Below are 26,423 nucleotides of genomic sequence, written 5' to 3' on the forward strand. Positions count from 1 at the left end.
TTGCGGTTCAGACCGGCTTGCGGCGACGGGCGACCATGCCAAGACCGCCGAGTGCGCCGACCAGCAGAATGCCCGCAGCGGGGAGCGGAACGACAGCAGGGTTTGGCGCGACCGAGAAAGCATAGTTGATCCGGCCACCGGCAAACAGATTGTCCCGAATGAACGCCGAAGCGGCACCGTTCGAGTCGTTGCCATAGCCCGACGTCGGGCCATAGAACTGGCCAAGGTATTTGTTGTTATAATCCTGGGCAAACATCGCCTCGCCATAGCCGATCACGTCATACCAGGCCATGAAATCGATATCGGCCACAAGGTCACTGACTGTCGAGATGACATAGTCAGAGGCCGCGCCACCAAACAGAAATGCCGCGGCTTCCTGTGCGGTATAGGCCAGCGGGCCATCCGGCGGCGCCGATGTCCAGACCGGGGCCAAGTCGTTGTAGACATCCCAGCTCCCGACAAAGGTGTAGGTCGCCGCGTCGGCAGCGCCAACACTGACGGCCAGCGTGGCAGCCGCCAAAATCATTTTCATCTTCGACATTCGTTGTGTCCCTTTAAATCAGAAGGCAATGCAATCCTGCACCTGCCACAACCTGAAAGCGGCAGTCGCAGATGTGAACAATCTTAGGTTGTATTTTGCGCCATGCAAAGGGTGTTGCCGCGTGATTTCGCAGTCGGCTGCGCTTTTCACCGGGGTTGGGCAGGATTAAGCAAAAATTTTAGTCGTTTACCGCCGTGAAAGGACGGACGTTCCTGGGCCGGTCTGCGATCCTGTCGTGGCGCAAGATGATTCGAAGCGGTCGGCCATGGGCGGCGCAGCCCCCGGGCAGGCGTTTCCGCAACGTTCACACCGCAAAAGCGCAAGGCCGAATGCAAGACGCGCGCCCCTTTCGGAGCGCGCGCCGGATGTCATGCCGTCAGCGGATCACGCCAGCGAAGGGTCAATCGCCTTGCAAGCCTCGACCAGACCTTTCACGGCATCAACCGATTTGTCGAACATTGCCTGTTCGTCCTTGTTCAGCGTGATGTTGACCACACGCTCCACGCCACCGGCGCCGATCACGGTGGGGACGCCGACATACATGCCGTTCAGGCCGAGCGCGCCATCCACATAAGCCGCGCAGGGCAGGAGGCGTTTCTGGTCTTTCAGATAGGCTTCGGCCATCTCAATCGCAGAGGTGGCGGGGGCATAGAAGGCGGAGCCGGTTTTCAAAAGACCAACGATTTCGGCACCGCCGTCGCGGGTGCGCTGCACGATGGCGTCAAGCTTTTCCTGCGTGGTCCAGCCCATCTGCACGAGGTCTGGCAGCGGCACGCCGCCGACGGTGGAATAACGGGTCAGCGGCACCATGGTGTCGCCATGGCCGCCCAGAACGAAGGCGGTGACATCGCGCATCGACACGTCGAATTCGACCGAGAGGAAGTGGCGGAAGCGTGCGGAATCGAGCACGCCCGCCATGCCGACCACCTTGTTGTGCGGCAGGCCCGAAAACTCACGCAAAGCCCAGACCATGGCATCGAGCGGGTTGGTGATGCAGATCACAAAGGCATCGGGGGCGTGCTGCTTGATGCCTTCGCCGACCGATTTCATCACCTTGAGGTTGATGCCCAACAGGTCGTCGCGCGACATGCCCGGCTTGCGCGGCACACCGGCGGTGACGATGCAGACATCAGCACCGGCGATGTCGGCATAGGAGTTCGTGCCCTTCATGACGGCGTCGAAGCCTTCGGACGGGCCGGATTGCGCGATGTCCAGCGCCTTGCCCTGCGGCATGCCTTCGGCGATGTCGAACACGGTGATGTCGCCGAGTTCCTTGATCGCGGCGAGGTGGGCGAGCGTGCCACCGATCTGTCCGGCGCCGATGAGGGCGATCTTGGGTCGTGCCATGGGTATTCTCCCGTCTGGTGTGATTTGCGCCATGGCCTAGCCCCTTGTGGCGCGTCTGGCAAGCCGTGCATGGCATGGATTGTATGCGTCTGTGTGCCGGATGGCTGGCGACGCGGCAGTGTTTGCGCTAGCGGTAGGCGCAAAGCGGAGGTGCCGGTGGAAGGTTGGGCGTTCTGGGTGGCGGCGGTGGTCGCGTCGGTGCTGGTGGGCATGAGCAAAGGAGGCCTGCCCGCGGTGGGCCTGCTGGGGGTGCCGGTGCTGGCGCTGGTGATCAACCCGGTGACGGCGGCGGGATTGCTGCTGCCGGTTTATGTGCTGTCGGACATGTTCGGCCTGTATGCCTACCGCCATGCCTTTGACCGCCGGGTGCTGGCCATTTTGGTGCCGGGGATGGTGGCGGGGGTGGTGTTTGGCTGGGCCACCGCGTCGCTGGTGCCGGGCTGGGCCGTGGTGGCGCTGGTCGGGGCCATCGGGTTTGTCTTTGCGCTTAACTTGCTGCTGCGGCGGCGGGGGCGGGTGGAGCCACGTGCGGCGCGGGTGGCGCCGGGGCTGTTCTGGGGCGCGGTCACAGGCTTTACCAGTTTTGTCAGCCACGCGGGCGGGCCGCCCTATCAGGTATATGTCATGCCGCTGGGCCTGTCCAAGATGGCGTTTGCCGGCACGTCGACCATCGCCTTTGCCATTCTTAATGCGGTAAAACTGGTGCCCTATTGGCATCTGGGGCAGCTGAATGCGGCCAATCTTAAGGTGGCGGTGGTGTTGATGCCGGCGGCGGCGGTGGCGGTGTTTGCCGGGGTGCGTCTGGTGAAGCTCTTGCCGGAGGCCACGTTCTTTCGCGTTGTCACCTGGGCGCTGCTGCTCTTGTCGGTCAAGCTGCTGTGGGATGGGGCGTCCGAGGGTCTTGGTTTTTGATCCCTTGGCACGCATAAGAAAAGGGTGCCGCGAGGGCACCCTTTTCCGGCCTTGAGGAAAGCCTTTCGAACGTCAACCTTATGCGTTGTCGACGGTCTTCTTCACTGCATCCTTGGCATCGCCAACAGCCTGCTGGGCTTCGCCCTTGCGCTCTTGTGCGAAACCTTCGCCTTGCAGTTTCGGATTGTCGGTTGCTTTGCCGACGGCTTGTTTCACGTTGCCTGCGGCTTCGTTGGCCATGCCCTTGATCTTGTCGCTCGTGCTGCTCATGGTTCATTCCCTCCATAAGTGTAACGTTGTATGCCCTATCAACGCAGGCTTTCGGCAGGGAGTTCCATGCGGGTGCAGAAATAATCGGGATGTCAGACTTTCTGCCCCTTTGCCGGCATTTCGCTGGCCGAGGCCTTGTAGCCCTGACCAGAGGCGACAAGGCACATCCGGCCGTCGGGCAGGGTGACGGTGATGGTCCAACTGCCCGAGGTGGGGGAGGCATAGACCTCCATCACGCTGTTGTTGTTGGCCAGACCCATGCCATGCAGCGTTTCGCCGTATTTTTCAGTCAGTTGTCCAAGGACCAGGGCCCGGGTGCCGCATTGCGGGGCGGCATGGGTCTGGCTGGCGGCAAGGAGGAGCCCGGCGGCACCGAGCGAGAATGCGAGAAACGTCTGTGTCATAGCGTGCCTTTCCGGTGGGGGTTGCAGGGGGCGGGATCAGGGCTTGCCGGAAAGGCTGCGCCCGGAGTGCGTAGAAACGATTAACGGCGCGCGCGGCGCGGCGGCGGATGCTGCAATGCGGCACATTTATGCTTGCGATTTGTGACGAAATCGGAGCTTCTGGCGCAAGATTATTGCTTGAGGTCGAATCAATGCCGAAGCCTGCGCGTCCGTTCCGCTCTGTTTTGTATATCCCCGGCTCGAAGGAGCGGGCGCTGGAGAAGGCGCAAGGGCTGGCTGCTGACGCCATCATCTTTGATCTGGAAGATGCGGTGGCCCCCGAGGAGAAGACCCGCGCCCGCGACGTGCTGGCGCAGGCTTTGCGGGCCGATTATGGGCCAAGAGCGCGTATTGTGCGGATCAACGGCTTTGATACGGCGTGGGGCCGAGAGGATGCGGCGGCTTTTGCCGATCATCCGGGGGTTGATGCGGTGCTGATCCCCAAGGTCAGCACGCCGGCCGATCTGGATGCGGTGGCGGCCCTTGTGCCGGGCAAGCCGCTGTGGGCGATGATGGAAACTGCATTGGGCATGCTGAACGCGGCGGCAATTGCCGCGCATCCGGCTTTGCAGGGCATGGTGATGGGCACCAATGATCTGGCGCGGGAATTGGGGTCGCGCAATCGGGCCGACCGGCTGCCGATGATGGCGGGCTTGGGGCTGTGCCTGCTGGCGGCGCGGGCGCATGACAGGGTGATCGTGGATGGCGTCTACAATGCGTTCAAGGATGAAGACGGATTGCGCGCCGAATGTGATCAGGGCCGCGACATGGGTTTTGACGGCAAGACGCTGATCCACCCGGCGCAGCTGGAGATTGCCAATGCCGCCTTTGCCCCCGGCGCGGCCGAGATCGATCTGGCGCGCCGCCAGATCGCGGCCTTTGATGCGGCGATTGCGCAGGGGCAGGCGGTTGCCGTGGTCGACGGCAAGATTGTGGAGAATTTGCACATTGTGACAGCCCGGGCCACTTTGGCACAGGCGGAGGCGATTGCGGGTCTGGGCGTTTAGGGCCATGGTGCGGCCAGGCAACCGGAGGTGACCCATGACAATCCTGATCCTTGGCGTGGCGCTCTGGTGGGGCGCGCATTTCTTCAAACGGCTGGCACCCGACGCGCGGGCCCGGATGGGCGAAGCGGGCAAGGGGGCGGTCGCGGTCGCCCTGGTGCTCAGCGTGGTGCTGATGTGGTGGGGCTATGGTCAGGCCGAGGGGCCGGTGTGGTGGGGGCGGTCGCCGGCGCTGGTGGGGATCAACAACCTGCTGATGGTGCTGGCCGTCTATATGTATGCGGTGTCGGGGTCAAAAACCTGGCTGGCGCGCAAGGTGCGGCATCCGCAGCTGACCGGGTTCAAGCTCTGGGCCGTGGCGCATCTGCTGGTGAACGGCGATCTGCGCAGCTTTGTGCTGTTTGGCGGGTTGCTGGCCTGGGCCGTGGTCGAGGTGATCGTGATCAACCGCGCGCAGCCGGTATGGGTGCGTCCGGACCCGCGCCCGGTGGCCAAGGAATTCGTGGCGATCGGCGCTACGCTGGTGGTGACGCTGGTGGTGATGCTGATTCACAACTGGCTGGGGGTTCAGCCTTGGGGGTGATGAAATGAAGCTGTATCGGTTCCTGACGGAGGATGACACATCGGCCTTTTGCCACAAGGTCACGGCGGCGCTGAACAAGGGCTGGGTGCTGCATGGCGCCCCGACCTATGCCTTTGACGCCGCGCGCGGCGTGATGCGCTGCGGGCAGGCGGTGGTGAAGGAGTCCTTGGGGGAATACACGCCAGAGACGAAGCTGGGCGACCATTAGGCCAGCGATGCGCGTGCTGGATGCGCCGGGGGGGCCAGCCCCGCCGCCACTGGCTCTTCGGACCAGTGGCAGAGCCAGTGGCGGCCCCCGGGGATATTTGGAAACAGATAAGGAGGTGCCGCGTGAAGACCAATCCGGGCCGGTTTTTTGAGGATTATCGTCTGGGAGAGGTGATTTCCCATGCGGTGCCGCGCACTGTATCGGGAGGGGAGCGGGCGCTGTATCATGCGCTCTATCCGGCGCGGCATGCGGTGTATTCGTCGGATCAGTTTGCGCAGAGCTGCGGGCTGCCTGCCGCGCCGCTGGATGATCTGGTGGCGTTTCATACCGTGTTCGGCAAGACCGTGCCCGATATCAGCCTGAACGCGATTGCCAATCTAGGCTATGCCGAGGGACGCTGGCTGTATCCGGTTTATCCGGGCGATACGCTGCGGGCGCAGAGCACGGTGATCGGGTTGAAGGAAAACTCCAGCGGGACATCGGGCGTGGTCTATGTGCGCACGCGCGGCTTCAATCAGGATGACGTTGCGGTGCTTGATTATGTGCGCTGGGTGATGGTGCGCAAGGGCCGGCCGGAGGCACCTGCGCCTGCGCCGGTGGTGCCCAAGCTGGCATCCGTTGTGGCACCCGGGGATCTGGTGGTGCCGAAAGGGCTGGATTTCACCCGCTATGATTTTGCGCAGGCCGGCGAGCGGCACCGCTGGGGCGATTATGCGGTGGGCGAGCGGATCGACCATGTCGATGGCGTGACGGTGGAAGAGGCCGAGCATATGCTGGCCACGCGGTTGTGGCAGAACACGGCACGGGTGCATTTTGACGCCACGGTGCGGGAAGATGGCAAGCGGCTGATCTATGGCGGTCATATCATCAGTGTGGCGCGGGCGCTGTCGTTCAACGGGCTGGCCAATGCGCAGATGATCGTGGCGCTGAACGCGGGCGTGCATGCCAATCCGTGTTTTGCCGGCGATACGGTGCGCGCCTGGTCAGAGGTGCTCGACCGGGCAGAGACGGCCGCGCCGGGCGTGGGCGCGGTGCGGTTGCGGCTGGTCGCGACGCGGGGGGGCGATCCCTTTGTCTTGCGCGACACGCAGGGCAAGTATCTGCCCGAGGTCTTGCTGGATCTGGATTATTGGGCGCTGATGCCGCTGTGAGGCAAGCTTGTGATCACGCCCTGAAAATTCGTGATCACAAAGGCCGATTATTTCCGGTGTTATCGCTAAAATGCTGCGGATGCGGCATTGCGAGACGTGACAGGCCCGAAAAAAGCGCTATTCAGTGACAGAGCAACCGAAGCGCGCCCCGGACCGGACCAGATGACGGCCCCGGGACCAGCCAGCGACGAAGGAAACCGAGATGGCACATGTCAATCAGGCCAAGCGGCCGCTTTCCCCGCACCTGCAGATTTATCGGCCGCAGCTGACCTCGATCACCTCGATCCTGACGCGGATCACCGGAAATGCGCTGATCGTAGCCACGGTGCTGGCGGTCTGGTGGCTGCTGGCGGCGGCCACCTCGCCCGAGTATTTTGCGACCGCCAATGCGGTGGCGACCAGCTGGTTTGGGGATCTTGTGTTCACCGGGTCGCTTTGGGCCGTTTGGTATCATTACCTCGCAGGTCTGCGGCATCTGTATTTCGATGCAGGCAAGGGGCTGGACATTCCGACGGCGGAAAAGCTGGGCTGGGGTATCATCATCGGATCGGTCGTGCTGACCGTGATCACAATTTTTCTGGTTCAGTAAGGGGCGGGGCAGATGCGGTATCTTACCGATCGTAAGCGGGCCGTTGGCCGGGGCGCTTCGGGCACCGGGACGGAACATCACTGGGCCATGCAGGTGTCTTCGGTCGGGCTGGCCTTGCTGTTGCCGGTCTGGCTCTATGTCTTTGGCTCGGCGCTTGGCAGCACGCAGGCAGAGGTGGTGGCCACCTTCTCGCGTCCGTTTCCGGCGATCCTGACAGCCTTGCTGCTGGTGGTGGGCATGAAGCATTTTGCCAGCGGCGCGCAGATGATGATTGAAGATTACGCCCAGGGCACCGCGCGGAAGGTTGCCGTCATTCTGGTGACCTGTCTGGCGTGGGTCGTGGCGGCGACGGGGCTGTTTGCCCTGGCGCGCATGGCGTTGTGAAGGAAAGAACATGACGGCTTATCCTTATGAAGTGCACGACTATGACGTGGTCGTGGTGGGGGCTGGTGGTGCTGGATTGCGCGCCACGCTGGGCATGGCAGAGCAGGGGCTGCGCACCGCCTGTGTGACCAAGGTGTTCCCGACCCGCAGCCATACGGTGGCGGCACAGGGCGGCATCGCGGCGTCACTGGGCAATATGGGCCCGGACAGCTGGCAATGGCACATGTATGACACCGTGAAGGGGTCGGACTGGCTGGGCGACACGGACGCGATGGAATATCTGGCGCGTGAGGCGCCAAAGGCTGTGTACGAGCTTGAACATTACGGCGTGCCGTTTTCGCGCACCGAAGAGGGCAAGATCTATCAACGCCCCTTTGGCGGCCACACGACGGAATATGGCGAAGGCCCGCCGGTACAGCGCACCTGTGCCGCCGCCGACCGCACCGGGCACGCGATCCTGCACACGTTGTATGGGCAGAGCCTGAAGAACAACGCTGAATTCTACATCGAATATTTCGCGCTGGACCTGATCATCACTGATGGGCGCTGCACGGGCGTGGTGGCGTGGAAGCTGGATGACGGCAGCATGCATGTGTTCAACGCCAAGATGGTGGTGCTGGCCACGGGCGGCTATGGCCGGGCCTATTTCTCGGCGACCAGCGCCCATACCTGCACCGGCGACGGTGGCGGCATGGTGGCGCGGGCCGGGTTGCCGTTGCAGGATATGGAATTCGTGCAATTCCATCCGACCGGCATCTATGGCTCGGGCTGTCTGATCACCGAAGGCGCGCGCGGTGAGGGCGGGTATCTGACCAACAGCAATGGCGAGCGGTTCATGGAACGCTATGCGCCGCATTACAAGGATCTGGCCCCGCGCGACTATGTTAGTCGCTGCATGACGCTGGAAATCCGCGAAGGCCGGGGCGTGGGCGCGAATGGTGACCATATCAGCCTGCACCTGAACCACCTGCCCAAGGAAACGCTGGACCTGCGCTTGCCCGGTATTTCTGAAAGCGCCCGCATCTTTGCCGGGGTGGATCTGACCAAAGAGCCGATCCCGGTGCTGCCGACCGTGCATTACAACATGGGCGGTATCCCGACCAATTATTGGGGTGAGGTGCTCAACCCCACCGCAGACAACCCCGATGCGATCTTCCCCGGCCTGATGGCGGTGGGCGAGGCGGGCTGTGCATCGGTGCATGGCGCGAACCGGTTGGGGTCGAACTCTCTGATCGATCTGGTGGTGTTTGGCCGGGCGGCTGCGATCCGGGCCGGCAAGGTGGTGGACCCGGAGGCGGCGACACCGGCAACCAATGTGGCGGAAGTGGATCGGGCGCTGTCGCGTTTTGATGGTTTGCGCCATGCAAACGGAGCGATCGGCACCGCCGAACTGCGGCTGGACATGCAAAAGACCATGCAGGCCGATGCGGCGGTGTTCCGCACCGACAAGACGCTTGCGGAAGGCGAGCGCAAGATGACCGAGATTGCCGGGCGTGTCGCCGATCTGAAGGTGACCGACCGCAGCCTGATCTGGAACAGCGATCTGATGGAGACGCTGGAACTGACCAACCTGATGCCAAATGCCCTGGCCACGATTTACGGCGCCCATGCCCGCACCGAAAGCCGCGGTGCCCATGCGCATGAGGATTACCCGACGCGCGATGACGCCAATTGGCGCAAGCACAGCCTTGCGCATGTCGATGGCAACAAGGTGACCCTGAGCTACCGTGCCGTGCACACCGACCCGCTGACGACAGAGGCGGAAGGCGGCATCAGCCTCAAGAAAATCGCCCCGGCAGAGCGGAAGTTCTGATGCCCCAGCGCCCGGCACATCGGCCCGTTTCCGCCGCTGCACGCAAATGTGCTGCGGTGGGGGCTGGCGTGGCGGGGGGCTTGCGTCATCCTGCCCGCGACACTGTGCAAAGGGGGGGGCAGATGCGTTGGTTTGTCTTGGCGTCTGTGATGCTGCTTGCGGCCTGCGATCCGCAGCAGGTGGCTGATCAGGCTGGACGGCGTCTCGCGGCGACCGTGGTGCTGCCGGTGGTGCAGCTGGACATGCCGACGCCGCTGGCGCAGCGGGCGACCGATTGCATCGTGCGCAACGCCACGGCGGCAGAAGTGCAGGCCTTGGCACGGGATGTGGCAGTGGTGGCCGGATCCTCCACCAAGGCCACGATACGGGGCATCGCCTTGCGCCCCGAGGCGGCGGCCTGTTTCGCCACCAATGGCGTGCCACCGGTGCGGACATGAGGCGGGTTCTGATCCTTGGTCTGCCGCTGATGCTGCTGGCCTGTGGGCCGATCCCTGTGCCGCAGGCCGAGCGGGAATGTTTGCAGCGTGCCCGTCTGGCCCAGCAGCCGCGGGGTGAGGCGGCCGTGGGCTTCGACTCGGAGGGCGGTATGCGCACACGGTTTGAGATGGACATCACCTCAGACTTCATCACTGGGCGAGACCCGTCTGCGGTTTACGATTCTTGCGTCTATCAGAAATCCGGGCAGGCCCCCAGCCGCCCGCTCTATTCATTCCCCGAATGGAAGGGATAACCCATGGTTCAATTCACGCTTCCCAAAAACAGCACCATCCGCACCGGCAAGACCTGGCCGAAGCCGGAAGGCAAGAATGTGCGGAAATTCCAGATCTATCGCTGGAATCCGGATGATGGGAAAAACCCGCAGGTCGATACCTATTTCGTCGATATGGACAGCTGCGGCCCGATGGTTCTGGACGCGCTGATCAAGATCAAGACCGAGATTGACCCGACCCTGACCTTCCGCCGGTCCTGCCGCGAGGGGATTTGCGGCTCTTGCGCAATGAACATTGACGGCATCAACACGCTGGCCTGTATCTATGGGCTGGACGAGGTGAAGGGCGATGTGAAGATCTACCCGCTGCCGCATCTGCCGGTGATCAAGGATCTGATCCCCGATCTGACGCATTTCTATGCCCAGCACGCCAGCATCATGCCCTGGCTGGAAACCAAGACCAACCGGCCCGCGAAAGAGTGGCGCCAGTCGATTGAAGACCGCGAAAAGCTGGACGGGTTGTATGAATGTGTGATGTGCGCGTCCTGCAGCACGTCTTGCCCCAGCTATTGGTGGAACGGCGACAAGTATCTGGGGCCGGCCGCCTTGCTGCACGCCTACCGTTGGATCATCGACAGCCGCGATGAAGCGACGGGGGAACGGCTGGACGATCTGGAAGATCCGTTCAAGCTGTACCGTTGCCACACCATCATGAACTGCGCCAAGACCTGCCCCAAGGGCCTGAACCCGGCAAAGGCGATTGCCGAGATCAAGAAGATGATGGTCGAGCGGGTGGTATAAGCCAGCCTGACAGAACAGCGGCCCCGGTTGATCCGGGGCCGTTTTGCGTGGGGCTGACCATCTGGTAAAGCGTCGCTGCGGCCAGCTTGGGCGGCGAGGGGTGCGCCATGGGCGGTGCCGCAAGCGCCGACAGGGCACTGACCTGCGCCAGCGAGATTTCGGCTGCCCAAGGGAGCGCCGCCGGATCGGTGGCCGGACCGGTCGACATTGTGGCCCGGGTGGCGCGTTCTTTTGCGGTACGGGCATATTGCAACAGCATCTCCAACCCCTTTTCGGCCTGAGATTGTTCGATCACGATTGTCTGGGCATCGGGTGCGGCCTTGGCCGCTGCGACCTGTGTTTGCAGCAACATCACTGCGGTCCGCATCGAAATGGTCGGCGGTGGCAAGGAGATTTTTGGCAGCATGATCCTTTCCTTTTCAGTCGTCGCAGCGGGCAAGATACCAAATGCTGCAGGCAAGATATGAAGGATCCGTAAACGGCTGCGTTGGGCATGCCTTTGCTATGGTTCTTGCCGGATCATCCGGCTAGCATCTTTGCGAAGTCACAAGGAACGCTTTATGCCGCTGTTACAACTTGTCTATGCCTCGCGGCCTTTTGGCTATGATCAGGCGACGCTGACCGCCATTCTGTTTGACGCCCGTCGATGCAACACACGCGATAACATCACCGGCGCCCTGATCTGCCGCGACGATGTGTTCCTGCAATTGCTCGAAGGTCCGGCACCGGCGGTCGAGGCAGCCTATGCCCGCATCCGCAAGGATGACCGGCATCTTGAGGTGCGCGAATTGCTGTGCCGGGTGATTGCGGATGATCAGCGCATGTTCGGGGCCTGGGCGATGAAGGACGATCCGGCGACAAGCCTGATCTGGTCGCGGGAGGAGGTGGCGGATGGGGTGCCCGAGCGCGCGGATGCGGCGACGGTGCTTGCGGTCTTTGCCCAACTGGCGGGCTGAGCCATGCCGCTGCTGTTGCTGATCCTGCTGCTGGCGGTTCTGGCCTATATGTGGATCACACGGCGCACGTCCACGCTGACGCGCGCCTGCAGGTGGCGGCAGGAACGATCCGCAGCACAATGGCGTTGTGTTGCCTGCGGGGCGATAAAGCCGGGTGCGCAGGAGCCTAAGGCGTGCTTGCGCCCCGAAGGCTGATCTGGCCGGCCTGGCGCAAGGTTCCGTGCATTGGCGCAGGGTGCCTGTCCGGGGAAAGCGTGGCCAGGCGGCATCTTGACTGTTAGCCTTGCCCCAACAGAACGAGGGGAGTGCTATGGGACAGTTGGTTGACGGAGTGTGGCATGACGACTGGTATGACACGGACTCCACCGGTGGCGCGTTCGAGCGCAAGGACTCCAGCTTTCGCAATTGGGTGACGGCGGATGGCGCGGCCGGTCTATCCGGGGAGGCTGGTTTCAGGGCGGAGAGCGGGCGCTATCACCTGTATGTCTCGCTGGCCTGCCCCTGGGCGCATCGCACGCTGATCTTCCGGGCGCTGAAGGGGTTGACCGAGCATATTGCCATTTCCGTGGTGCATCCCGACATGTTGTCGGAAGGCTGGACCTTTGCGACCGATTTCCCGGGGGCGACCGGCGACCGGCAGTTCGCCCTGCCGTTCCTGCGTGATGTGTACCTGCGCGACACCCCTGACATGTCGGGGCGGGTGACGGTGCCGGTGCTGTGGGATACGCAGACCGGCAGGATTGTGAGCAACGAATCTGCCGAAATCATCCGCATGTTCAATTCGGCCTTTGACGGGGTGACCGGCAATACCGATGACTACTGGCCGCAGGCCCTGCGCGACGGGATCGAGGCCATCAACGCGCGGGTCTATGACACGGTGAACAATGGCGTCTACAAGGCCGGGTTCGCCACCACCCAAAGTGCCTATGACACGGCGGTACAGGCCCTGTTTGACTCGCTGGACTGGCTGGAGGCGCATCTGGGGGCCAACCGCTATCTGATGGGCGACCGGCTGACCGAGGCCGACTGGCGGCTGTTTCCGACGCTGATCCGGTTTGATCCGGTCTATCATCTGCATTTCAAATGCAACCGCCGCAGGATTGTGGATTACCCCAACCTGTGGGGGTTCACGCGCGAATTGTATCAGGTGCCCGGCGTGGCGGAAACGGTGCGGGTAGACCACTTCGTGCGCCACTATCACTACAGCCATGACACCATCAACCCGAACCGGATCCTCCCGATAAATCCGGTGCTTGACTACGACGCGCCCCACGGGCGAGGCTGAGCGGAACCCGGACCGGAGCCAAACGTGAAACCTGACCAGCCCGCCCATGCGGCCCCCGAAGATGCCGCCGCCCGGCGCGCAGTGCAGCCGGTGATCTGCTATCCGGTCACAGGGCTGCCCGCGCCCGACTTTGGCCCCTATCTGGCGGCGCGCGAGGGATGGGAGCAGGTGGACGAAGTGCTGGTGCCCGCGCGCGAGGCGCGGTGCTTTGACGTGCCTGCGGGGCATTTCTTTCGCATCACCAGCGTTGAAGGGCCGCAGGTCGGCGATCTGAACCTGTGGAATGCCCATGACCTGCATGAACGGTTTTACAGCGGCAAAACAAGGGCTTTGCACGGTACACATCTGAGCGCGGGCGACAGGATGTGGTCAAACCTGCCCTATCTGCGCGAGATGGCCCTGATCACCGAAGATACGCTGGACTGGTACGGCTTTGACGATTTCGGGGCCGGGGTGCATGATGTGATCGGCACCCGCTGCGACCCCTATACCCATCATCTGCTGGCGGGCGGGCAGTATCACCACTGCTGCCATTCCAACCTGACACGGGCCTTGGCCGAGCGTATGGCGATGCCCTTGGAGGAAGCGGAGGCGCATGTGCATGATGTGCTCAACGTGTTCATGTGCACCGGGTTCACACGCGATACCGGGCAATATTTCATGAAGTCGAGCCCCGTGCGGCCCGGTGATTTCATTGAATTCTTTGCCGGAATGGATCTGATCGGCGGGCTGTCGGCCTGCCCGGGCGGGGATTGTTCGACCGTGCATTCATCTGATCAGGCGGCCTGTTTTCCGCTGCGGGTGGAGGTGTTCAAGCCCCATACGGCGCTGCTGGGCTGGCAGGTGAGTGCGGCGAATGGCTATGACCGGAGTCACGGGCGGTAGCCGTTGAGGGGGGCTGTCTGCCCCCCGCGCGTGCCGCGCCCCCCCGAGGATATTTTGGAACAGATAATGGGTCAGCTGTAGCGTTCGACCGAGGCGGCCATGGCATCAGTGTAGCGGTCGCCATAGGCCCAGCCGGCAGGCAGGAGGGAGTCGATCTGCGCAAGCTCTGCGGGGGTCAGGCTGATATCGGCAGCGCCCGCCCAGGCGACCAGATGCGCGGCGCTGCGGGTGCCGGGAATCGGGATCAGGTGATCGCCCTGATGCAGGCACCAGGCCAGAGCAAGGGCGGCGGCATTGTGGCCCATGTCGGCGGCAAGCTGTTGAAAGGCTTGCAGCTTTGGCTTGTTCATCGGCCAGTATTCCGGGGTGAAGCGGGGGATCTGGCTGCGGAACGGGCCGAGATCCTGGAGGTCGGGGTCCGCCATCGGGGTGCCGAAGGCCCCGCGCGCCAGCGGCGAGAAGGGGATGAAGGCCACGCCCAGATCGGCACAGGTCTGGATCATGCCCAGGTCTGGCTGGCGGGTCCAGAGCGAGTATTCATTCTGCACCGCTGTGACCGGATGAACGGCATGGGCGCGGCGCAGGGTATAGGGGGCGATCTCGGACAGGCCGTAGCCGCCGATCTTGCCTGCGGCGATCAGCGCCGCCATGGTCTGCGCCACCTGTTCGATCGGCGTCTTGGGATCGTGGCGGTGCAGGTAGAACAGGTCGACATGATCGACGCCCAGCCGTTGCAGCGAGCCTTCCAGCTCGGCGCGCAGATGGGCGGCGTCATTGTTGATGCCCCGGGTTTCACCCTGAATGATGGCGGCCTTGGTGGCGATCAGCGGGCGGTGGTTGCGGGTGGCAAGCCATTGGCCGATCACGCTTTCTGACACACCGTTGCCATAGATATTGGCCACGTCGAGAAAGCGGATGCCATGGTCCCAGGCGGCGTCGAGGCAGGCGAGGGACTCGTCTGTGGTGGTGCCTCCGAAGAGGCCGCCGAAGGACAGGCAGCCAAGGCCGAGGGCGGAGGTTTTCGGGCCGTTGGCCCCGAGGTGGCGGTGTTTCATTCTTGGGTCCGGTTCTGGGGGAGGGCGTGAGGCTGCGCCGCCGGCGGGGGCAGCGGCGTTAAGGGTGTGCTGGGGGAAAGGCCGCGTGCAGGGCGATCTGGATCATGTCGGCAAAGCTGGTTTCACGGGCGGCACTTGGCAGGGCGGCGCCGGTCAGGACGTGGTCGGAGACGGTGAGGATGGCCAGTGCCCGGCGCTGGTAGCGGGCGGCGAGGGTGTAAAGCTCGGCGGTTTCCATCTCTACCGCAAGGCAGCCATGGCGCTGCAACTGATCGGTCAGGTCGCTGCGTTCGTCATAGAACGTGTCGGAGGTGTAGATGCCGCCCACATGAACCGGCGCGGTGGCTGCGGCGTAAGCCTTTGACAGCAGGCCGAAATCGGCAACGGGGGCAAAGCGCATCTCGCGGAAGATGCTGGTGGAGGGCGAGCCGATGGTGGAGGCGGCCTGGGCCAGGACGATGTCACGCAAGGCGATATGGGGTTGCAGGGCGCCGCAAGAGCCGACGCGGATCAGGGTTTGCACATTGTAGTCGCGGATCAGCTCATTGGCGTAGATCGAGAGCGAGGGCATGCCCATGCCGGTGCCGTGGAGGGTGACCGGGTTGCCCCGCCAGGTGCCGGTATAGGCCAGCATGCCGCGGGTTTCCGACACCAGCCGGGCGCCGTCGAGAAAGCGTTCGGCAGCCCAGCGGGCGCGGTAGGGGTCGCCGGGCAGCAGGCAGGTTTCAGCGATATCGCCGGGGTTTGCGCCGATGTGAAAGGTCATGTTGCGCCCTTGTGCCTGCGTTTGGCCAAGTTGTGCGGGGTTCGGCGGGGCAGGGCAAGGGCGATTGCGGGAGGGGTGGGCGCGCCGACCCCTGCATTTGGGGCGGCGCAGGGGGTGGGGGTGGAGTAAGACGCTGAAGTTACAGGAAATTTCGTGTATGGTTTGGGTCTGATCCGCGTCGGGTTTGCGTATGGCTTACGTCATGACGTTTGTGCGCTGTGGTGGCTGGTCTATTCGGCGGCGATTGGGGCGGCGTCGACCAGGCCTACGATGTCGAGCATGATGCGGTTCAGCTCGAAATCCTTTGGCGTGTAGACGGCGGCGACGCCCAGCGCGCGCAGTTGGGCGGCGTCGGCTTCGGGGATGATGCCGCCGACGACCAGCGGGATGTGCGTGAGGCCCGCCGCGCGCATCAGGGCGAGGGTTTCGGTGATCAGGGGGATGTGGCTGCCTGACAGGATGGACAGGCCGATGACATGGGCCTCCTGGTCCACGGCGGCGGCGACGATTTCGCCAGGGGTCAGGCGGATGCCTTCGTAATGGATCTCCATGCCGCAATCGCGGGCGCGGGCGGCGATCTGTTCGGCGCCATTGGAATGACCATCCAGCCCCGGTTTGCCGACCAGGAATTTCAGCGGGCGGCCGAGTTTCGACGACAGGGTGGCCACCGCCTCGCGGATCGGCTCCAGCCCTTCGGTGCGGTTGGAGGGGGCGCGGCTGACGCCGGTGGGGGCGCGGTATTCGCCAAAAGCGCGGCGGACCACGGCGCCCCATTCGCCGGTGGTGACGCCTGCCTTGGCGCAGAGAATCGAGGCGGGCATGACATTGCTGCCATCGGCGCAGGCGGCGGACAAGGCCGCCAGAGCGGTGCTGACGGCGGCGGCGTCGCGGGCTTCGCGCCATGCCCGCAGGCGGGCGATCTGGTCGGCCTCTGCCTTTGGGTCTGCTTGCATGATGCTGCCATCGCCGGTGGTGAGGGGCGAGGGTTCGGTTGTTGTGAAGCGGTTGACGCCGACCACGGTGGTTTCCTGAGACTCGATCCGGGCGATACGGTCGGCATTGGCCTCGACCAGACGGGATTTCATGTAGTCGATGGCGGCGACCGCGCCGCCCATGGCGTCGATCTGCGCGAGTTCGGCGCGGGCCCCTTCCTTGAGCTGGGTGACCTTGCGGTCAATCGCCGGGTTGCCGTCGAAAAGGTCATCGTATTCCAGTAGATCGGTTTCATAGGCCAGGATCTGCTGCATGCGCAGCGACCATTGCTGATCCCAAGGGCGGGGCAGGCCCAGCGCCTCGTTCCAGGCGGGCAGTTGCACGGCGCGGGCGCGGGCGTTTTTCGACAGGGTCACTGCCAGCATCTCGATGAGGATGCGATAGACGTTGTTTTCGGGCTGCGGTTCGGTAAGGCCAAGGGAATTGACCTGCACGCCATAGCGAAAGCGGCGGTATTTCGGCTCAAGGATGCCGTAGCGGGTTTCGGTGATTTCATCCCACAGATCGACGAAGGCACGCATCTTGCACAGCTCGGTCACGAAACGGATGCCCGCGTTGACGAAAAACGATATTCTGCCGACCATATTGGGGAAATCTGCCGGAGATACTTTCCCTTTCAGATCATCGAGCACCGCGCAGGCGGTGGCCAGCGCAAAGGCCAATTCCTGTTCCGGCGTCGCCCCCGCCTCTTGCAGGTGGTAGGAACAGACGTTCATCGGGTTCCATTTGGGCAGGTGCTTTTGCGTATAGGCCGCCACATCGGTGATCATGCGCAAGGAGGGTTTGGGCGGGCAGATATAAGTGCCGCGCGACAGGTATTCCTTGATCAGGTCATTCTGCACGGTGCCGTTGAGCTTTGACACATCCGCGCCCTGTTCTTCGGCGACCGCGATATAGAGCGCCAGCAGCCAGGGCGCGGTGGCGTTGATGGTCATCGAGGTGTTCATCTGCTCCAGCGGGATGGCATCGAACAGCGCGCGCATGTCGCCCAGATGGGCGACCGGCACGCCGACCTTGCCGACCTCGCCGCGGGCCAATTCGTGATCGGAGTCGTAGCCGGTTTGTGTGGGCAGGTCGAAGGCGACCGAGAGCCCGGTCTGCCCCTTGGACAGGTTGGTGCGATAGAGCGCGTTGGAGGCAGAGGCGGTGGAGTGCCCGGCATAGGTGCGGAACAGCCAGGGAGCGTCTTTGGTCATCGGGGCCTCCATTGCGCGACTCGGATGCGCAATAATGTTTCTCTTTGTGCCAGATAGGGGAAATAATCTGGCGTTGTCAATTCGCCGCAGCGCGGCATTTGTCGGGAGGCGGGGCGGGGGCGCTGCTGCCTCGCGCGCCCCGGCCTATTCTGAACCGGTGCAAATGGATTGCGAACGGGGGGAGATGGGCTAGGCTTGGCGCATGTTTCAGACCGTCGAGATCCCTGTATGGCTGGTGGTGGTGCTGTTTGCGCTGCCCGGGGTCGCGGCTTTGGACCGGATCATCGGGCCGGGGGTGCGCTGGTTTTTCCGCCGGCGGATGGAGCGGTTGCTGGCGCGCGTGAACAACCGGCTGGAGCGCAAGATCGAGCCGTTCAAGCTGATGCGCCGGCAGGACATGGTGGTGCGGCTGCTTTATGACCCGGCGGTGCTGGAGGCGGTGGCCGAGCATGCAGCGGAAAACGGGGTGCCCGGCGAAGTGGCGCTGGAAGAGGCGCGGGACTATGCGCGCGAGATCGTGCCGGGGTTTTCGGCGCTGTTCTACTTTGGCTTTGCCACACGGGCGGCGCGGGCCTTGTCGGCGGTGTTTTTCCGGGTGCGGGTGGGAGTGGTGAGTGGCGCGGCGCGCCAGATTGATCCGCGCGCCACGGTGATCTTTGTGATGAACCACCGCAGCAATATGGATTACATCCTGGTGACCTGGCTGGTGTCGGGGCGGACGGCGATTTCCTATGCGGTGGGGGAATGGGCGCGGGTCTGGCCGCTGAGCCGGCTGATCCGGGCGATGGGGGCCTATTTCATCCGGCGGGGCAGCCATAATGCGCTCTATCGCCGGGTGCTGTCGCGCTATGTGCAGATGACGACCGCCGAGGGGACGACGCAGGCGGTGTTTCCCGAAGGCGGTTTGAGCCTGACCGGGCGGGTGGGCGCGGCGCGGATGGGGCTGTTGTCTTACATCTGGGCCGGGTTTGATGCGGCGGCGGTCGAACGGGGCGGGCGGGATGTGGTGTTCGTGCCGGTGGGGCTGGCCTATGACCGGGTGCTGGAGGATGCGCTGCTGGTGCGCGCGGCGCGGGAAGGCGGGCGGCGGTTCCGCGCGCCCATCCTGCGGGTGATGTGGGAGGCGCTGCGGATTGCGCTGAAGCGGGCGGGCGGGCGGCGGTTTCTGTTCGGGACCGCAGCGGCGGGGTTCGGGGCGCCGGTGTCGCTGCGCGATCATCAGGCGGCGGGGGGGGATCTGGAGGGGCTGGGCCTGCGGCTGATGGGCGAGGTGGAGCGGGTGGTGCCGGTGCTGGCGGTGCCGCTGGTGGCGGCCTCGCGGGTGATGGGGGTGTCGGTGGCCGATCTGGTGGTGCGGCTGGAGGCGGTGGGGGCGGTGATGCGCCTGCCTCCGGCGGGGGCGGTGCAGGCCGAGGCGGAGGGGCTGGCAATGCTGCGCCTGCGCGGTGTTGTGGATGCACAGGGCGCGGTTGTGCCGGAAATGCAGGATTTGCTGGCGTTTTATGCGGCCCCCGTGCAGCAGCGGCTGGGGGTTGGCGTGGCTGGCTAGGGTTTTCTGCGCTGCGGCAGACATAAAATTACAAAAACTGACGCCAGACTATTGCAATGTTGCGCGCAGATTCATAATCCTTGGGGCAAGGCGCGCCGATTCTGCGGCGCGGCATTTTCACCTTTTGGATGGAGGCCCCCATGGCTCTGGACACCCAACCCGCCATCGCTGCCTATGAGGCACCCAAGAAAGACCTGTACGAGATGGGCGAGATGCCGCCCCTGGGCCATGTGCCGCGCCAGATGTATGCCTGGGCGATCCGGCGCGAGCGGCATGGCGAGCCGGAGGTGGCGATGCTGCAGGAGGTGGTGGACACCTGGACCATCGACAGCAATGAGGTGCTGGTGCTGGTGATGGCGGCGGGCATCAATTACAACGGCGTCTGGGCCGGGCTGGGCCAGCCGATCAGCCCGTTTGACGGGCACAAGCAGCCCTATCACATTGCCGGGTCGGATGCGTCGGGCATTGTCTGGGCGGTCGGCGACAAGGTGAAGCGCTGGAAGGTCGGGGATGAGGTGGTGATCCACTGCAATCAGGACGACGGCGATGATGAGGAATGCAACGGCGGCGATCCGATGTTTTCGCCCAGCCAGCGGATCTGGGGCTATGAGACGCCGGACGGGTCTTTCTCGCAATTCACCCGGGTGCAGGCGCAGCAGCTGATGCCGCGGCCCAAGCACCTGACATGGGAGGAATCGGCCTGCTATACCCTGACCCTGGCCACTGCCTACCGGATGCTGTTCGGGCATGAGCCGCATGACCTGAAACCGGGGCAGAACGTGCTGGTCTGGGGGGCCTCGGGCGGCCTTGGGTCTTATGCGATCCAGCTGATCAACACGGCGGGGGCCAATGCGATTGGGGTGATCAGCGATGAGAGCAAGCGTGAATTCGTGATGTCGATGGGCGCCAAGGGCGTGATCAACCGCAATGATTTCAAGTGCTGGGGGCAGTTGCCCAAGGTGGGCAGCCCGGAATATGCGGTCTGGTTTGCCGAGGCGCGCCGCTTTGGCAAGGCGATCTGGGACATCACCGGCAAGGGTGTGAATGTCGATATGGTGTTCGAGCATCCGGGCGAGGCGACGTTTCCGGTGAGTTCCTTGGTGTGCAAGAAGGGCGGCATGGTGGTGATCTGTGCGGGCACCTCTGGCTTCAACTGCACCTTTGATGTGCGCTATATGTGGATGCATCAAAAGCGGTTGCAGGGCAGCCATTTCGCGCATCTGAAACAGGCGGCGGCGGCCAACAAGCTGATGGTGGAACGGCGGCTGGACCCCTGCATGTCGGAAGTGTTCCCCTGGGCCGATCTGCCCAAAGCCCATACCAAGATGCTGCGCAACCAGCACAAGCCGGGGAATATGGCGGTGCTGGTGCAGGCCCCGGTGACGGGCTTGCGGACGTTTGACGATACGCTGGAGGCCAGCCGTCGAGGGTGATGCGGGCGCATCCTGATGACGCGGGGCGGGGTGAACCCCGCCCTACAGGGTGAGGGTGCCGGGTTGGCAAGCGGTAGGGCGGGGTTCACCCCGCCTTTGGTGGCGCATGGCGGGGTGAACCCCGCCCTACCGCTTGGCGCAGGCGGGCCTGCGTTCTGGTTGGGCCGAGTTTTGCCGTGCTGTGCTCTGGTACAGCCCGGGCCTTGGGCTTATGGTCGCGCGCATGAACACGCTCGCACGCGCCACGGCCGCATTGACCCTTTCCGACGATCAGGCCGAAGCGCATGACCGGGTGGCGGCGGATCTGTTGGCGGCGGGCATTGATCTGGTCCACGGCGGGCTGACGCCGCCGGGGGAGGGCAAGTCATCGGTGCTGGCCGTGATGGGCAAGGCGGGGTCTGGCAAGACCATGTTGCTCGCACAGCTGACCCGCGCGATGATCGAGGCGGGGGTCGAGATTGTCTCGGGCGATTATGAGGGCAAGCGGCGCAAGGAACGGCGGACGCTGGCGGTGCTGGCGCCGACCAACAAGGCGGCGTCGGTGCTGCGGATGCGCGGGGTGCCTGCCACCACGATTCACCGCATTCTCTATACCCCGCTGTATGACCCGCAATATGAGAAGATTGCCGAATGGCTGACCGGGGTGGGGGACAGGCCGGTGATCGAGGATCTGCCCGATCTGGCGCTGGACCGGGCCTTTGCCTTTTATCAGCAGGTGGCCTCTATCCCCGGCGCTTTGGCGGCGGCGGGCCTGCGCGGGTCGGACTTCATCAAGGGCTGGAAACGGCGCGAAGAGCCGCTGGATGTGGGGTTCATCGACGAATCCTCGATGCTGGATGAGCGGCAGTTTGACGACCTGCGCGAGATTTTCCCGACGCTGGTGCTGTTTGGCGATCCGGCACAGCTGGCCCCGGTGGGGCAATCGGGCTCGATGGTGTTTGACCGGCTGGGGGAGAGCAAGAAACTGATGCTGAGCCGGGTGCACCGGCAGGCACAGGACAATCCGATTCTGGATCTGGCGCATGCCCTGGCGGACCCGGATATCGGGTTTGACCGGTTTGAGCGGATGGTGGAGGAGGCGGCCAAGCGCGATGAGCGGGTGGTCTGGGCCGAACGGGTGGATGCCGACATGATGGCGCGCTCGCCAGCCCTCGTGTGGCGCAATGCGACGCGCATCCGGCTGATCACCGCGTTCCGGGCGGCGCATGGTGCGCCGGATGATGCGCTGCTGCCCGGTGAGCCGCTGATTTGTGACGGGATCGAATTGCCCTTGAAGCATCGCAAGAAGCGGATTGATCTGGAGGCGCGGGGGCTGATCAAGGGGGCGCAGGTGATTTACCTTGGCCCCGGCAACCGGCCGGGCTTTGCCAAGATCCATGTGGTGGGGGCCGAAGATCCGCAGGTATCGGCCGCCAGCATCATCAAGATCGAGCGGCCCGATGAGGATGAGCCGTTTATTGCGTCGGCCGCCACCATGGGGGCGGCGTTTCTGCACGGGGCGGCGGTGACGATCCACAAGGCGCAAGGCAGCCAGTGGGAGAATGTGCAGGTGTTTGCGCCCGATCTCTTTGCCGCCGCACAGGCCGGACGGTCGGAGGCCGGGTTGCCGCTGTGGAAGCGGCTGGCCTATGTGGCGATCACCCGGGCGGAAAAGCGGCTGTTCTGGGTGGTGCGGGCGCGGCTGGCGCGGCCCTTGGGGCCGTTGGTGGTGGATGATCTGAAGCCGGCGAGTGTGCCGCTGACGCTGAGTGCGCAAGCGGACGGCTAGGCCCTTTTCCCCACGCCCCCCGCGCGCTAGGGTGCGGGGCAAGGACAGGAGGCCCCCATGCGCTGCGTATTCGTTCAGTTCCGCTGCATCCCCGGCAAGACCTATGAGGTGGCCAGCGCCATCTGGGACCGTGAGGTGGTGTCGGAGATGTATTCGACCAGCGGCGAATATGATCTGATGGCCAAGGTCTATATCCCGGATGAGGAAGACGTGGGCCAGTATCTGAATGCCGCGCTGTTTGACATTGTCGGCATCAGCCGCACCCTGACCACCATGACCTTCCGGACCTTCTGAGCGGACATATCGACACGGATGCGTCAGGCCGGGTTGCCGGGGCGCGTCCGCGCCGCCATATGAAGGGCGACCAGAGGAGAGAGATTTGGACCGTATTTCCGTGCCTGAACGCCCGGAGTGGCGTGCGAAGGCGGCAGAGCTTGGCTTTACCTTCGCCGATATGCATGGCGAGCCCTATTGGGACGAAAGCAGCGCCTACAGCTTTTCGCTGGAAGAGATCGAGGGGCGCATCGAAGACCCCTGCACCGAGCTGCACGCCATGTGCCGCGAGGCGGTGGCCCGCGTGCTGGCCGATGAGGCGCTGATGGAGCGGATGGGCCTGCCGCGCCTGCGCTGGGACTTCATCCGCGACAGCTTTGAGGCGGGGGAGCCGGAGGTCTATGGCCGGTTCGATCTGGCCTATGATGGCAAGGGTCCGGCCAAGCTGCTGGAATACAATGCCGATACGCCGACATCGCTGTATGAGAGCGCCAGTTTCCAGTGGCTGTGGTATGAGGATCAGCTGGCGGCGCGGGTGCTGCCCGAGGGGTCGGACCAGTTCAACCGGTTGCATGAGGCGCTGGTGGAGCGGTTTGCCGAGATCTTTCCGGCCGACACCGACCTGCATTTTGCCGCGATGGCGGGTGCGCCCGAGGATTATGCCACGGTGGAAACCATGGCCTGGGCCGCGCGAGAGGCCGGGATGGGGGCGCATTACACCGACCTTGAGAAGATCGGGATCAGCGAAGAGGGCCAGTTCACCGATGCCGAGGACCGGGTGATCGGCACGCTGTTCAAGCTCTACCCCTGGGAAGACCTGTTTGCCGATGAGTTTTCGGCGCATCTGGCCAGCGCGCAGTGCCGCTTCATCGAGCCGCCCTGGAAGGCGCTTTTGTCGAACAAGGCCATTCTGCCGGTGTTGTGGCAGATGTTTCCGGGCCATCCGAACCTGCTGCCCGCGTTTTTTGCCGATGACACCAAGGGGCTGGCCGATGCCGCGCATCTGATGCTGGCGGGCCATGTGACCAAGCCGATCTTTTCGCGCGAGGGGGCGTCGGTGACGATTACCGCGCAGGGCCGCGTGCTGGAGCGCGCGGCCAACCGCGCCTATGACCGGCATCCGATGATCGTGCAGGCCTATGCGCCCTTGCCGGTGATGGGGGGCTTTCGCCCGGTGATCGGGGCCTGGGTTGTCGGGGAAACCTGCGTGGGGCTGGGCGTGCGCGAAGACCGCCAGCTTATCACGCAAGACCTGTCGCGGTTCAAGCCGCATTTCATTGAGGGGTAGAGCCATGAAACGATCACGCGCGGTATCGCTGGGGATTCTGGGGGCAGCCGCCTTTGGGCTGGCCGCCTGCCAGCAGGAAGAACAGACCGATGCGGCCGCCTTTCCGGACAAGGAAAGCTGCATGGCGGCGGCGGCGCAGGGTGGCTGGTTCACCCGCGAGGATTGCGAAACCACCTTTGCCGAGGCGCTGGCCGTTCATGCCGAAACGGCCCCCCGCTATGAAAGCCAGGAGCTGTGTGAGCAAGAGCACGGGGCCGGAAATTGCGGTGGCGATGCGGCGGCGGGGTCGGGCGGGGGCGGCAGCATCTTCATGCCGCTGCTTGCCGGTTACCTGATCGGGCAGGCGCTGGGCGGCGGGCGCGCGATGGCGCAGCCGGTGGTGCCAAAGGCGGGCGGCGGTTATGCGACGCCGACCGGCGGCACCCAGCTTTCACGGCTGAATTCGACCGGCAAGATGGGTACCACGGCCTTTGCCAAGGGCCCGACCACCGCAGGCCAGCCGCCGATGACACGGGCGGCGGTGGCCAGCCGGGGCGGCTTTGGCGGATCGGCGGCAACGCGGTCGGTGGGCAGCTGACGAAAAAGGGGGGCGCTTTGCCCCCCTTTTTGTTGGTTCAGATGCTGCGTTTGCGATCTTTGGGTCAGATCGACAGGCAGATGTATTTCAGTTCCATGTAGTCATCCATCCCGTGGTGGCTGCCTTCGCGGCCAAGGCCGGATTGCTTGACGCCGCCAAAAGGCGCGACTTCGGTGCTGATGATGCCGGTGTTCACGCCGACGATGCCGTATTCCAGCGCCTCTTGCACGCGGGTGATGCGGCCGATGTCGCGGCTGTAGAAATAGCTGGCAAGGCCGAAGATGGTGTCATTGGCCTTGGCCACCACTTCTTCCTCGGTGTCGAACTTGAACAAGGGGGCCAGGGGGCCGAAGGTTTCTTCGGTGGTCACCAGCATCTGATCGGTGACGCCGGTCAGGATGGTGGGTTCAAAGAAATTGCCGCCGAGTGCGTGGCGCTTGCCGCCGGTCTCAACCTTGGCCCCTTTGGCGGTGGCGTCGGCAATATGTTCCTCGACCTTTTCGATCGCGGCGGCGTTGATCAGCGGGCCGAACTGCACGTCTTCGGTCAGCCCGTCGCCGACGCGGGTTTTGGCGACGGCGGCCTGCAGTTTGGCGGCGAAGGCATCATAGACCCCGGCCTGCACATAGATGCGGTTGGCGCAGACGCAGGTCTGGCCGTTGTTGCGGAATTTCGACATCATGGCCCCCGCCACGGCGGCATCAAGATCGGCGTCGTCAAACACGATGAAGGGCGCGTTGCCGCCCAGTTCCATCGAGCATTTCATCACCTGTTCCGCGGCCTGACGCAGCAGGATGCGGCCCACTTCCGTGCTGCCGGTGAAGGTGAGTTTGCGCACGATGGGGTTTTCGCAGAATTCCTTGCCGATGTCGGAGGATTTCTTCGAGGTGATGATAGACAGGATGCCCTTGGGCAGGCCCGCGCGTTCGCCCAAGACCGCCATGGCAAGCGCCGAAAGCGGGGTTTCGGCGGCGGGGCGGGCGACGAAGCCGCAGCCGGCGGCAAGCGCCGGGCCAGCCTTGCGGGTGATCATCGCGTTGGGGAAGTTCCATGGGGTGATGGAGCCGACCACGCCGATGGGTTGCTTGAGCACGGTGATGCGCTTGTCGCGCTGATGGCCGGGGACGGTTTCACCATAGACGCGCTTGGCCTCTTCGCCGAACCATTCGATGAAGCTGGCACCATAAGCGACCTCGCCCTTGGCCTCGGCCAGGGGTTTGCCCATTTCGGCGGTGAGGATGGTGCCGAGGTCATCCTGGTTTTCCATCATCAGCTCGAACCATTTGCGCATGATCTGCGCGCGTTCCTTGGCGGGGCGGGCGGCCCAGTCTTTCATGGCATGGTTGGCGGCGTCGATGGCGCGGGCGGTTTCGGCCCGGCCAAGATTGGGCACCTGGGCGATTTCGTCGCCGCGTGCGGGGTTGATGACGGCGAAGGTCGCGCCATCATCGGCGTCGATCCACTCGCCTGCGACATAGGCTTTGGTGGCAAGCAGGGTCGGGTCTTTCAACAGCGACGCCAGATCGGTCACGGAATCGAGCATGGGGGCCTCCTATTTCGGTTTGAACCATGCAAAGCATGGCGGGGGCGGCCTGTCCAGTTCGGAGCGGGGTCTGGCCTGGATATTTGATCAAATCGGGGTGG

29 protein-coding genes are annotated in these 26,423 nt (G+C 64.0%); 20 read left to right on the top strand and 9 right to left on the bottom strand.

Going from position 1 to position 26,423, the window contains the following annotated elements:
• Positions 1-7 precede the first annotated feature (7 nt).
• Entirely contained in the window at positions 8-541 is a 534-nt protein-coding gene (locus CXR43_RS18080; protein WP_246831384.1) for a VPLPA-CTERM sorting domain-containing protein, read from the bottom strand.
• Between the two features lie 384 nt (positions 542-925).
• Complete coding sequence (gene mdh, locus CXR43_RS13025) at positions 926-1,888, bottom strand: malate dehydrogenase (RefSeq protein ID WP_103334491.1); 963 nt, start codon at positions 1,886-1,888, stop codon at positions 926-928.
• 156 nt (positions 1,889-2,044) lie between these two features.
• Between mdh and CXR43_RS13030 the strand changes: the two genes are divergently transcribed.
• Complete coding sequence (locus CXR43_RS13030; RefSeq protein ID WP_103334706.1) at positions 2,045-2,800, top strand: sulfite exporter TauE/SafE family protein; 756 nt, start codon at positions 2,045-2,047, stop codon at positions 2,798-2,800.
• Between the two features lie 78 nt (positions 2,801-2,878).
• Here CXR43_RS13030 and CXR43_RS13035 read toward each other — a convergent pair whose 3' ends face one another.
• Positions 2,879-3,070, bottom strand: a complete 192-nt coding sequence (locus CXR43_RS13035) for a CsbD family protein (RefSeq protein WP_103334492.1) — start codon at positions 3,068-3,070, stop codon at positions 2,879-2,881.
• Between the two features lie 92 nt (positions 3,071-3,162).
• A complete protein-coding gene (locus CXR43_RS13040; RefSeq protein WP_103334493.1) occupies positions 3,163-3,474 on the bottom strand; it encodes a hypothetical protein in 312 nt (103 codons plus the stop codon).
• Positions 3,475-3,665: 191 nt separating this feature from the next.
• Between CXR43_RS13040 and CXR43_RS13045 the strand changes: the two genes are divergently transcribed.
• From CXR43_RS13045 to CXR43_RS13090, 10 genes are all read left to right on the top strand, one after another.
• On the top strand, positions 3,666-4,520 hold the full coding sequence (locus tag CXR43_RS13045) for an HpcH/HpaI aldolase/citrate lyase family protein (RefSeq protein WP_103334494.1): 855 nt from the start codon (positions 3,666-3,668) through the stop codon (positions 4,518-4,520).
• Between the two features lie 34 nt (positions 4,521-4,554).
• Positions 4,555-5,100 (top strand): NnrU family protein, encoded by a 546-nt coding sequence (locus CXR43_RS13050; protein WP_103334495.1) that lies wholly within the window; start codon positions 4,555-4,557, stop codon positions 5,098-5,100.
• Between the two features lie 4 nt (positions 5,101-5,104).
• Positions 5,105-5,308, top strand: a complete 204-nt coding sequence (locus CXR43_RS13055; RefSeq protein ID WP_103334496.1) for a DUF1737 domain-containing protein — start codon at positions 5,105-5,107, stop codon at positions 5,306-5,308.
• A 122-nt stretch (positions 5,309-5,430) separates the two neighbouring features.
• Positions 5,431-6,459 carry a MaoC family dehydratase gene (locus tag CXR43_RS13060; RefSeq protein WP_103334497.1) on the top strand — a complete coding sequence of 343 codons (1,029 nt, stop codon included), beginning with the start codon at positions 5,431-5,433 and terminating at the stop codon, positions 6,457-6,459.
• Positions 6,460-6,661: 202 nt separating this feature from the next.
• Complete coding sequence (gene sdhC / locus CXR43_RS13065; RefSeq protein ID WP_103334498.1) at positions 6,662-7,048, top strand: succinate dehydrogenase, cytochrome b556 subunit; 387 nt, start codon at positions 6,662-6,664, stop codon at positions 7,046-7,048.
• 12 nt (positions 7,049-7,060) lie between these two features.
• Positions 7,061-7,432 carry a succinate dehydrogenase, hydrophobic membrane anchor protein gene (gene sdhD, locus CXR43_RS13070; protein WP_103334499.1) on the top strand — a complete coding sequence of 124 codons (372 nt, stop codon included), beginning with the start codon at positions 7,061-7,063 and terminating at the stop codon, positions 7,430-7,432.
• A 10-nt stretch (positions 7,433-7,442) separates the two neighbouring features.
• Positions 7,443-9,245 (top strand): succinate dehydrogenase flavoprotein subunit, encoded by a 1,803-nt coding sequence (gene sdhA / locus CXR43_RS13075; RefSeq protein ID WP_103334500.1) that lies wholly within the window; start codon positions 7,443-7,445, stop codon positions 9,243-9,245.
• A 122-nt stretch (positions 9,246-9,367) separates the two neighbouring features.
• On the top strand, positions 9,368-9,682 hold the full coding sequence (locus CXR43_RS13080) for a hypothetical protein (RefSeq protein ID WP_103334501.1): 315 nt from the start codon (positions 9,368-9,370) through the stop codon (positions 9,680-9,682).
• Positions 9,679-9,975, top strand: coding sequence for a hypothetical protein (locus CXR43_RS13085; RefSeq protein WP_103334502.1), 297 nt, complete (start codon positions 9,679-9,681; stop codon positions 9,973-9,975). Before CXR43_RS13080 ends, CXR43_RS13085 begins: the two co-directional genes overlap by 4 nt.
• A 3-nt stretch (positions 9,976-9,978) precedes the next feature.
• The gene (locus CXR43_RS13090) at positions 9,979-10,755 is read left to right on the top strand and encodes a succinate dehydrogenase iron-sulfur subunit (protein WP_103334503.1); all 777 of its coding nucleotides are present in this window, start codon (positions 9,979-9,981) and stop codon (positions 10,753-10,755) included.
• Here the strand turns inward: CXR43_RS13090 and CXR43_RS13095 are convergent.
• Positions 10,724-11,161 (bottom strand): hypothetical protein, encoded by a 438-nt coding sequence (locus CXR43_RS13095; RefSeq protein WP_103334504.1) that lies wholly within the window; start codon positions 11,159-11,161, stop codon positions 10,724-10,726. The two genes, CXR43_RS13090 and CXR43_RS13095, sit on opposite strands and share 32 nt — an antisense overlap.
• Before the next feature lie 154 nt (positions 11,162-11,315).
• Between CXR43_RS13095 and CXR43_RS13100 the strand changes: the two genes are divergently transcribed.
• The 3 genes from CXR43_RS13100 (at position 11,316) to CXR43_RS13115 (ending at position 13,881) form a co-directional block, all read left to right on the top strand.
• Positions 11,316-11,711, top strand: coding sequence for a BLUF domain-containing protein (locus tag CXR43_RS13100; RefSeq protein ID WP_103334505.1), 396 nt, complete (start codon positions 11,316-11,318; stop codon positions 11,709-11,711).
• A gap of 310 nt (positions 11,712-12,021) precedes the next feature.
• Positions 12,022-12,996, top strand: coding sequence for a glutathione S-transferase family protein (locus CXR43_RS13110; protein ID WP_103334507.1), 975 nt, complete (start codon positions 12,022-12,024; stop codon positions 12,994-12,996).
• 24 nt (positions 12,997-13,020) lie between these two features.
• Positions 13,021-13,881: an urea carboxylase-associated family protein gene (locus CXR43_RS13115; RefSeq protein ID WP_103334508.1), complete on the top strand. Its 861-nt coding sequence runs from the start codon at positions 13,021-13,023 to the stop codon at positions 13,879-13,881.
• A 71-nt stretch (positions 13,882-13,952) separates the two neighbouring features.
• Here CXR43_RS13115 and CXR43_RS13120 read toward each other — a convergent pair whose 3' ends face one another.
• From CXR43_RS13120 to CXR43_RS13130, 3 genes are all read right to left on the bottom strand, one after another.
• The gene (locus CXR43_RS13120) at positions 13,953-14,936 is read right to left on the bottom strand and encodes an aldo/keto reductase (RefSeq protein ID WP_103334509.1); all 984 of its coding nucleotides are present in this window, start codon (positions 14,934-14,936) and stop codon (positions 13,953-13,955) included.
• A 58-nt stretch (positions 14,937-14,994) separates the two neighbouring features.
• The gene (deoD, locus tag CXR43_RS13125; protein WP_103334510.1) at positions 14,995-15,702 is read right to left on the bottom strand and encodes a purine-nucleoside phosphorylase; all 708 of its coding nucleotides are present in this window, start codon (positions 15,700-15,702) and stop codon (positions 14,995-14,997) included.
• A gap of 230 nt (positions 15,703-15,932) precedes the next feature.
• Positions 15,933-17,903: a protein meaA gene (locus CXR43_RS13130; protein WP_103334511.1), complete on the bottom strand. Its 1,971-nt coding sequence runs from the start codon at positions 17,901-17,903 to the stop codon at positions 15,933-15,935.
• 190 nt (positions 17,904-18,093) lie between these two features.
• Here CXR43_RS13130 and CXR43_RS18185 point away from each other — a divergent pair, with 190 nt between their 5' ends.
• The 6 genes from CXR43_RS18185 to CXR43_RS13160 all read left to right on the top strand — a co-directional run bounded on the left by CXR43_RS18185 (position 18,094) and on the right by CXR43_RS13160 (position 24,779).
• Positions 18,094-19,440 carry a 1-acyl-sn-glycerol-3-phosphate acyltransferase gene (locus CXR43_RS18185; protein ID WP_103334512.1) on the top strand — a complete coding sequence of 449 codons (1,347 nt, stop codon included), beginning with the start codon at positions 18,094-18,096 and terminating at the stop codon, positions 19,438-19,440.
• A 140-nt stretch (positions 19,441-19,580) separates the two neighbouring features.
• On the top strand, positions 19,581-20,873 hold the full coding sequence (ccrA, locus tag CXR43_RS13140; protein WP_103334709.1) for a crotonyl-CoA carboxylase/reductase: 1,293 nt from the start codon (positions 19,581-19,583) through the stop codon (positions 20,871-20,873).
• A gap of 223 nt (positions 20,874-21,096) precedes the next feature.
• Positions 21,097-22,641 carry an ATP-dependent DNA helicase gene (locus tag CXR43_RS13145; RefSeq protein ID WP_103334711.1) on the top strand — a complete coding sequence of 515 codons (1,545 nt, stop codon included), beginning with the start codon at positions 21,097-21,099 and terminating at the stop codon, positions 22,639-22,641.
• 57 nt (positions 22,642-22,698) lie between these two features.
• Complete coding sequence (locus CXR43_RS13150) at positions 22,699-22,935, top strand: Lrp/AsnC ligand binding domain-containing protein (protein WP_103334513.1); 237 nt, start codon at positions 22,699-22,701, stop codon at positions 22,933-22,935.
• Positions 22,936-23,020: 85 nt separating this feature from the next.
• Positions 23,021-24,202 (top strand): glutathionylspermidine synthase family protein, encoded by a 1,182-nt coding sequence (locus CXR43_RS13155; RefSeq protein WP_103334514.1) that lies wholly within the window; start codon positions 23,021-23,023, stop codon positions 24,200-24,202.
• A gap of 4 nt (positions 24,203-24,206) precedes the next feature.
• Positions 24,207-24,779, top strand: coding sequence for a DUF1190 domain-containing protein (locus CXR43_RS13160; RefSeq protein ID WP_103334515.1), 573 nt, complete (start codon positions 24,207-24,209; stop codon positions 24,777-24,779).
• A 64-nt stretch (positions 24,780-24,843) separates the two neighbouring features.
• Here the strand turns inward: CXR43_RS13160 and CXR43_RS13165 are convergent, their stop codons facing one another.
• Positions 24,844-26,322 (bottom strand): NAD-dependent succinate-semialdehyde dehydrogenase, encoded by a 1,479-nt coding sequence (locus CXR43_RS13165; RefSeq protein ID WP_103334516.1) that lies wholly within the window; start codon positions 26,320-26,322, stop codon positions 24,844-24,846.
• Positions 26,323-26,423 lie beyond the last annotated feature (101 nt).

The organism is Pseudotabrizicola formosa (genome assembly GCF_002900965.1).
Lineage (GTDB): Bacteria > Pseudomonadota > Alphaproteobacteria > Rhodobacterales > Rhodobacteraceae > Pseudotabrizicola > Pseudotabrizicola formosa.

Bases quoted from the DNA above. Each gene is read 5' to 3' on its own strand.
- CXR43_RS18080 (WP_246831384.1), bottom strand. From the start codon at position 541: ATGTCGAAGATGAAAATGATTTTGGCGGCTGCCACGCTGGCCGTCAGT.
- mdh (WP_103334491.1), bottom strand. From the start codon at position 1,888: ATGGCACGACCCAAGATCGCCCTCATCGGCGCCGGACAGATCGGTGGC.
- CXR43_RS13035 (WP_103334492.1), bottom strand. From the start codon at position 3,070: ATGAGCAGCACGAGCGACAAGATCAAGGGCATGGCCAACGAAGCCGCA.
- CXR43_RS13040 (WP_103334493.1), bottom strand. From the start codon at position 3,474: ATGACACAGACGTTTCTCGCATTCTCGCTCGGTGCCGCCGGGCTCCTC.
- CXR43_RS13045 (WP_103334494.1), top strand. From the start codon at position 3,666: ATGCCGAAGCCTGCGCGTCCGTTCCGCTCTGTTTTGTATATCCCCGGC.
- CXR43_RS13050 (WP_103334495.1), top strand. From the start codon at position 4,555: ATGACAATCCTGATCCTTGGCGTGGCGCTCTGGTGGGGCGCGCATTTC.
- CXR43_RS13055 (WP_103334496.1), top strand. From the start codon at position 5,105: ATGAAGCTGTATCGGTTCCTGACGGAGGATGACACATCGGCCTTTTGC.
- sdhC (WP_103334498.1), top strand. From the start codon at position 6,662: ATGGCACATGTCAATCAGGCCAAGCGGCCGCTTTCCCCGCACCTGCAG.
- sdhD (WP_103334499.1), top strand. From the start codon at position 7,061: ATGCGGTATCTTACCGATCGTAAGCGGGCCGTTGGCCGGGGCGCTTCG.
- sdhA (WP_103334500.1), top strand. From the start codon at position 7,443: ATGACGGCTTATCCTTATGAAGTGCACGACTATGACGTGGTCGTGGTG.
- CXR43_RS13080 (WP_103334501.1), top strand. From the start codon at position 9,368: ATGCGTTGGTTTGTCTTGGCGTCTGTGATGCTGCTTGCGGCCTGCGAT.
- CXR43_RS13085 (WP_103334502.1), top strand. From the start codon at position 9,679: ATGAGGCGGGTTCTGATCCTTGGTCTGCCGCTGATGCTGCTGGCCTGT.
- CXR43_RS13090 (WP_103334503.1), top strand. From the start codon at position 9,979: ATGGTTCAATTCACGCTTCCCAAAAACAGCACCATCCGCACCGGCAAG.
- CXR43_RS13095 (WP_103334504.1), bottom strand. From the start codon at position 11,161: ATGCTGCCAAAAATCTCCTTGCCACCGCCGACCATTTCGATGCGGACC.
- CXR43_RS13100 (WP_103334505.1), top strand. From the start codon at position 11,316: ATGCCGCTGTTACAACTTGTCTATGCCTCGCGGCCTTTTGGCTATGAT.
- CXR43_RS13110 (WP_103334507.1), top strand. From the start codon at position 12,022: ATGGGACAGTTGGTTGACGGAGTGTGGCATGACGACTGGTATGACACG.
- CXR43_RS13120 (WP_103334509.1), bottom strand. From the start codon at position 14,936: ATGAAACACCGCCACCTCGGGGCCAACGGCCCGAAAACCTCCGCCCTC.
- deoD (WP_103334510.1), bottom strand. From the start codon at position 15,702: ATGACCTTTCACATCGGCGCAAACCCCGGCGATATCGCTGAAACCTGC.
- CXR43_RS13130 (WP_103334511.1), bottom strand. From the start codon at position 17,903: ATGGAGGCCCCGATGACCAAAGACGCTCCCTGGCTGTTCCGCACCTAT.
- CXR43_RS18185 (WP_103334512.1), top strand. From the start codon at position 18,094: ATGTTTCAGACCGTCGAGATCCCTGTATGGCTGGTGGTGGTGCTGTTT.
- ccrA (WP_103334709.1), top strand. From the start codon at position 19,581: ATGGCTCTGGACACCCAACCCGCCATCGCTGCCTATGAGGCACCCAAG.
- CXR43_RS13145 (WP_103334711.1), top strand. From the start codon at position 21,097: ATGAACACGCTCGCACGCGCCACGGCCGCATTGACCCTTTCCGACGAT.
- CXR43_RS13150 (WP_103334513.1), top strand. From the start codon at position 22,699: ATGCGCTGCGTATTCGTTCAGTTCCGCTGCATCCCCGGCAAGACCTAT.
- CXR43_RS13160 (WP_103334515.1), top strand. From the start codon at position 24,207: ATGAAACGATCACGCGCGGTATCGCTGGGGATTCTGGGGGCAGCCGCC.
- CXR43_RS13165 (WP_103334516.1), bottom strand. From the start codon at position 26,322: ATGCTCGATTCCGTGACCGATCTGGCGTCGCTGTTGAAAGACCCGACC.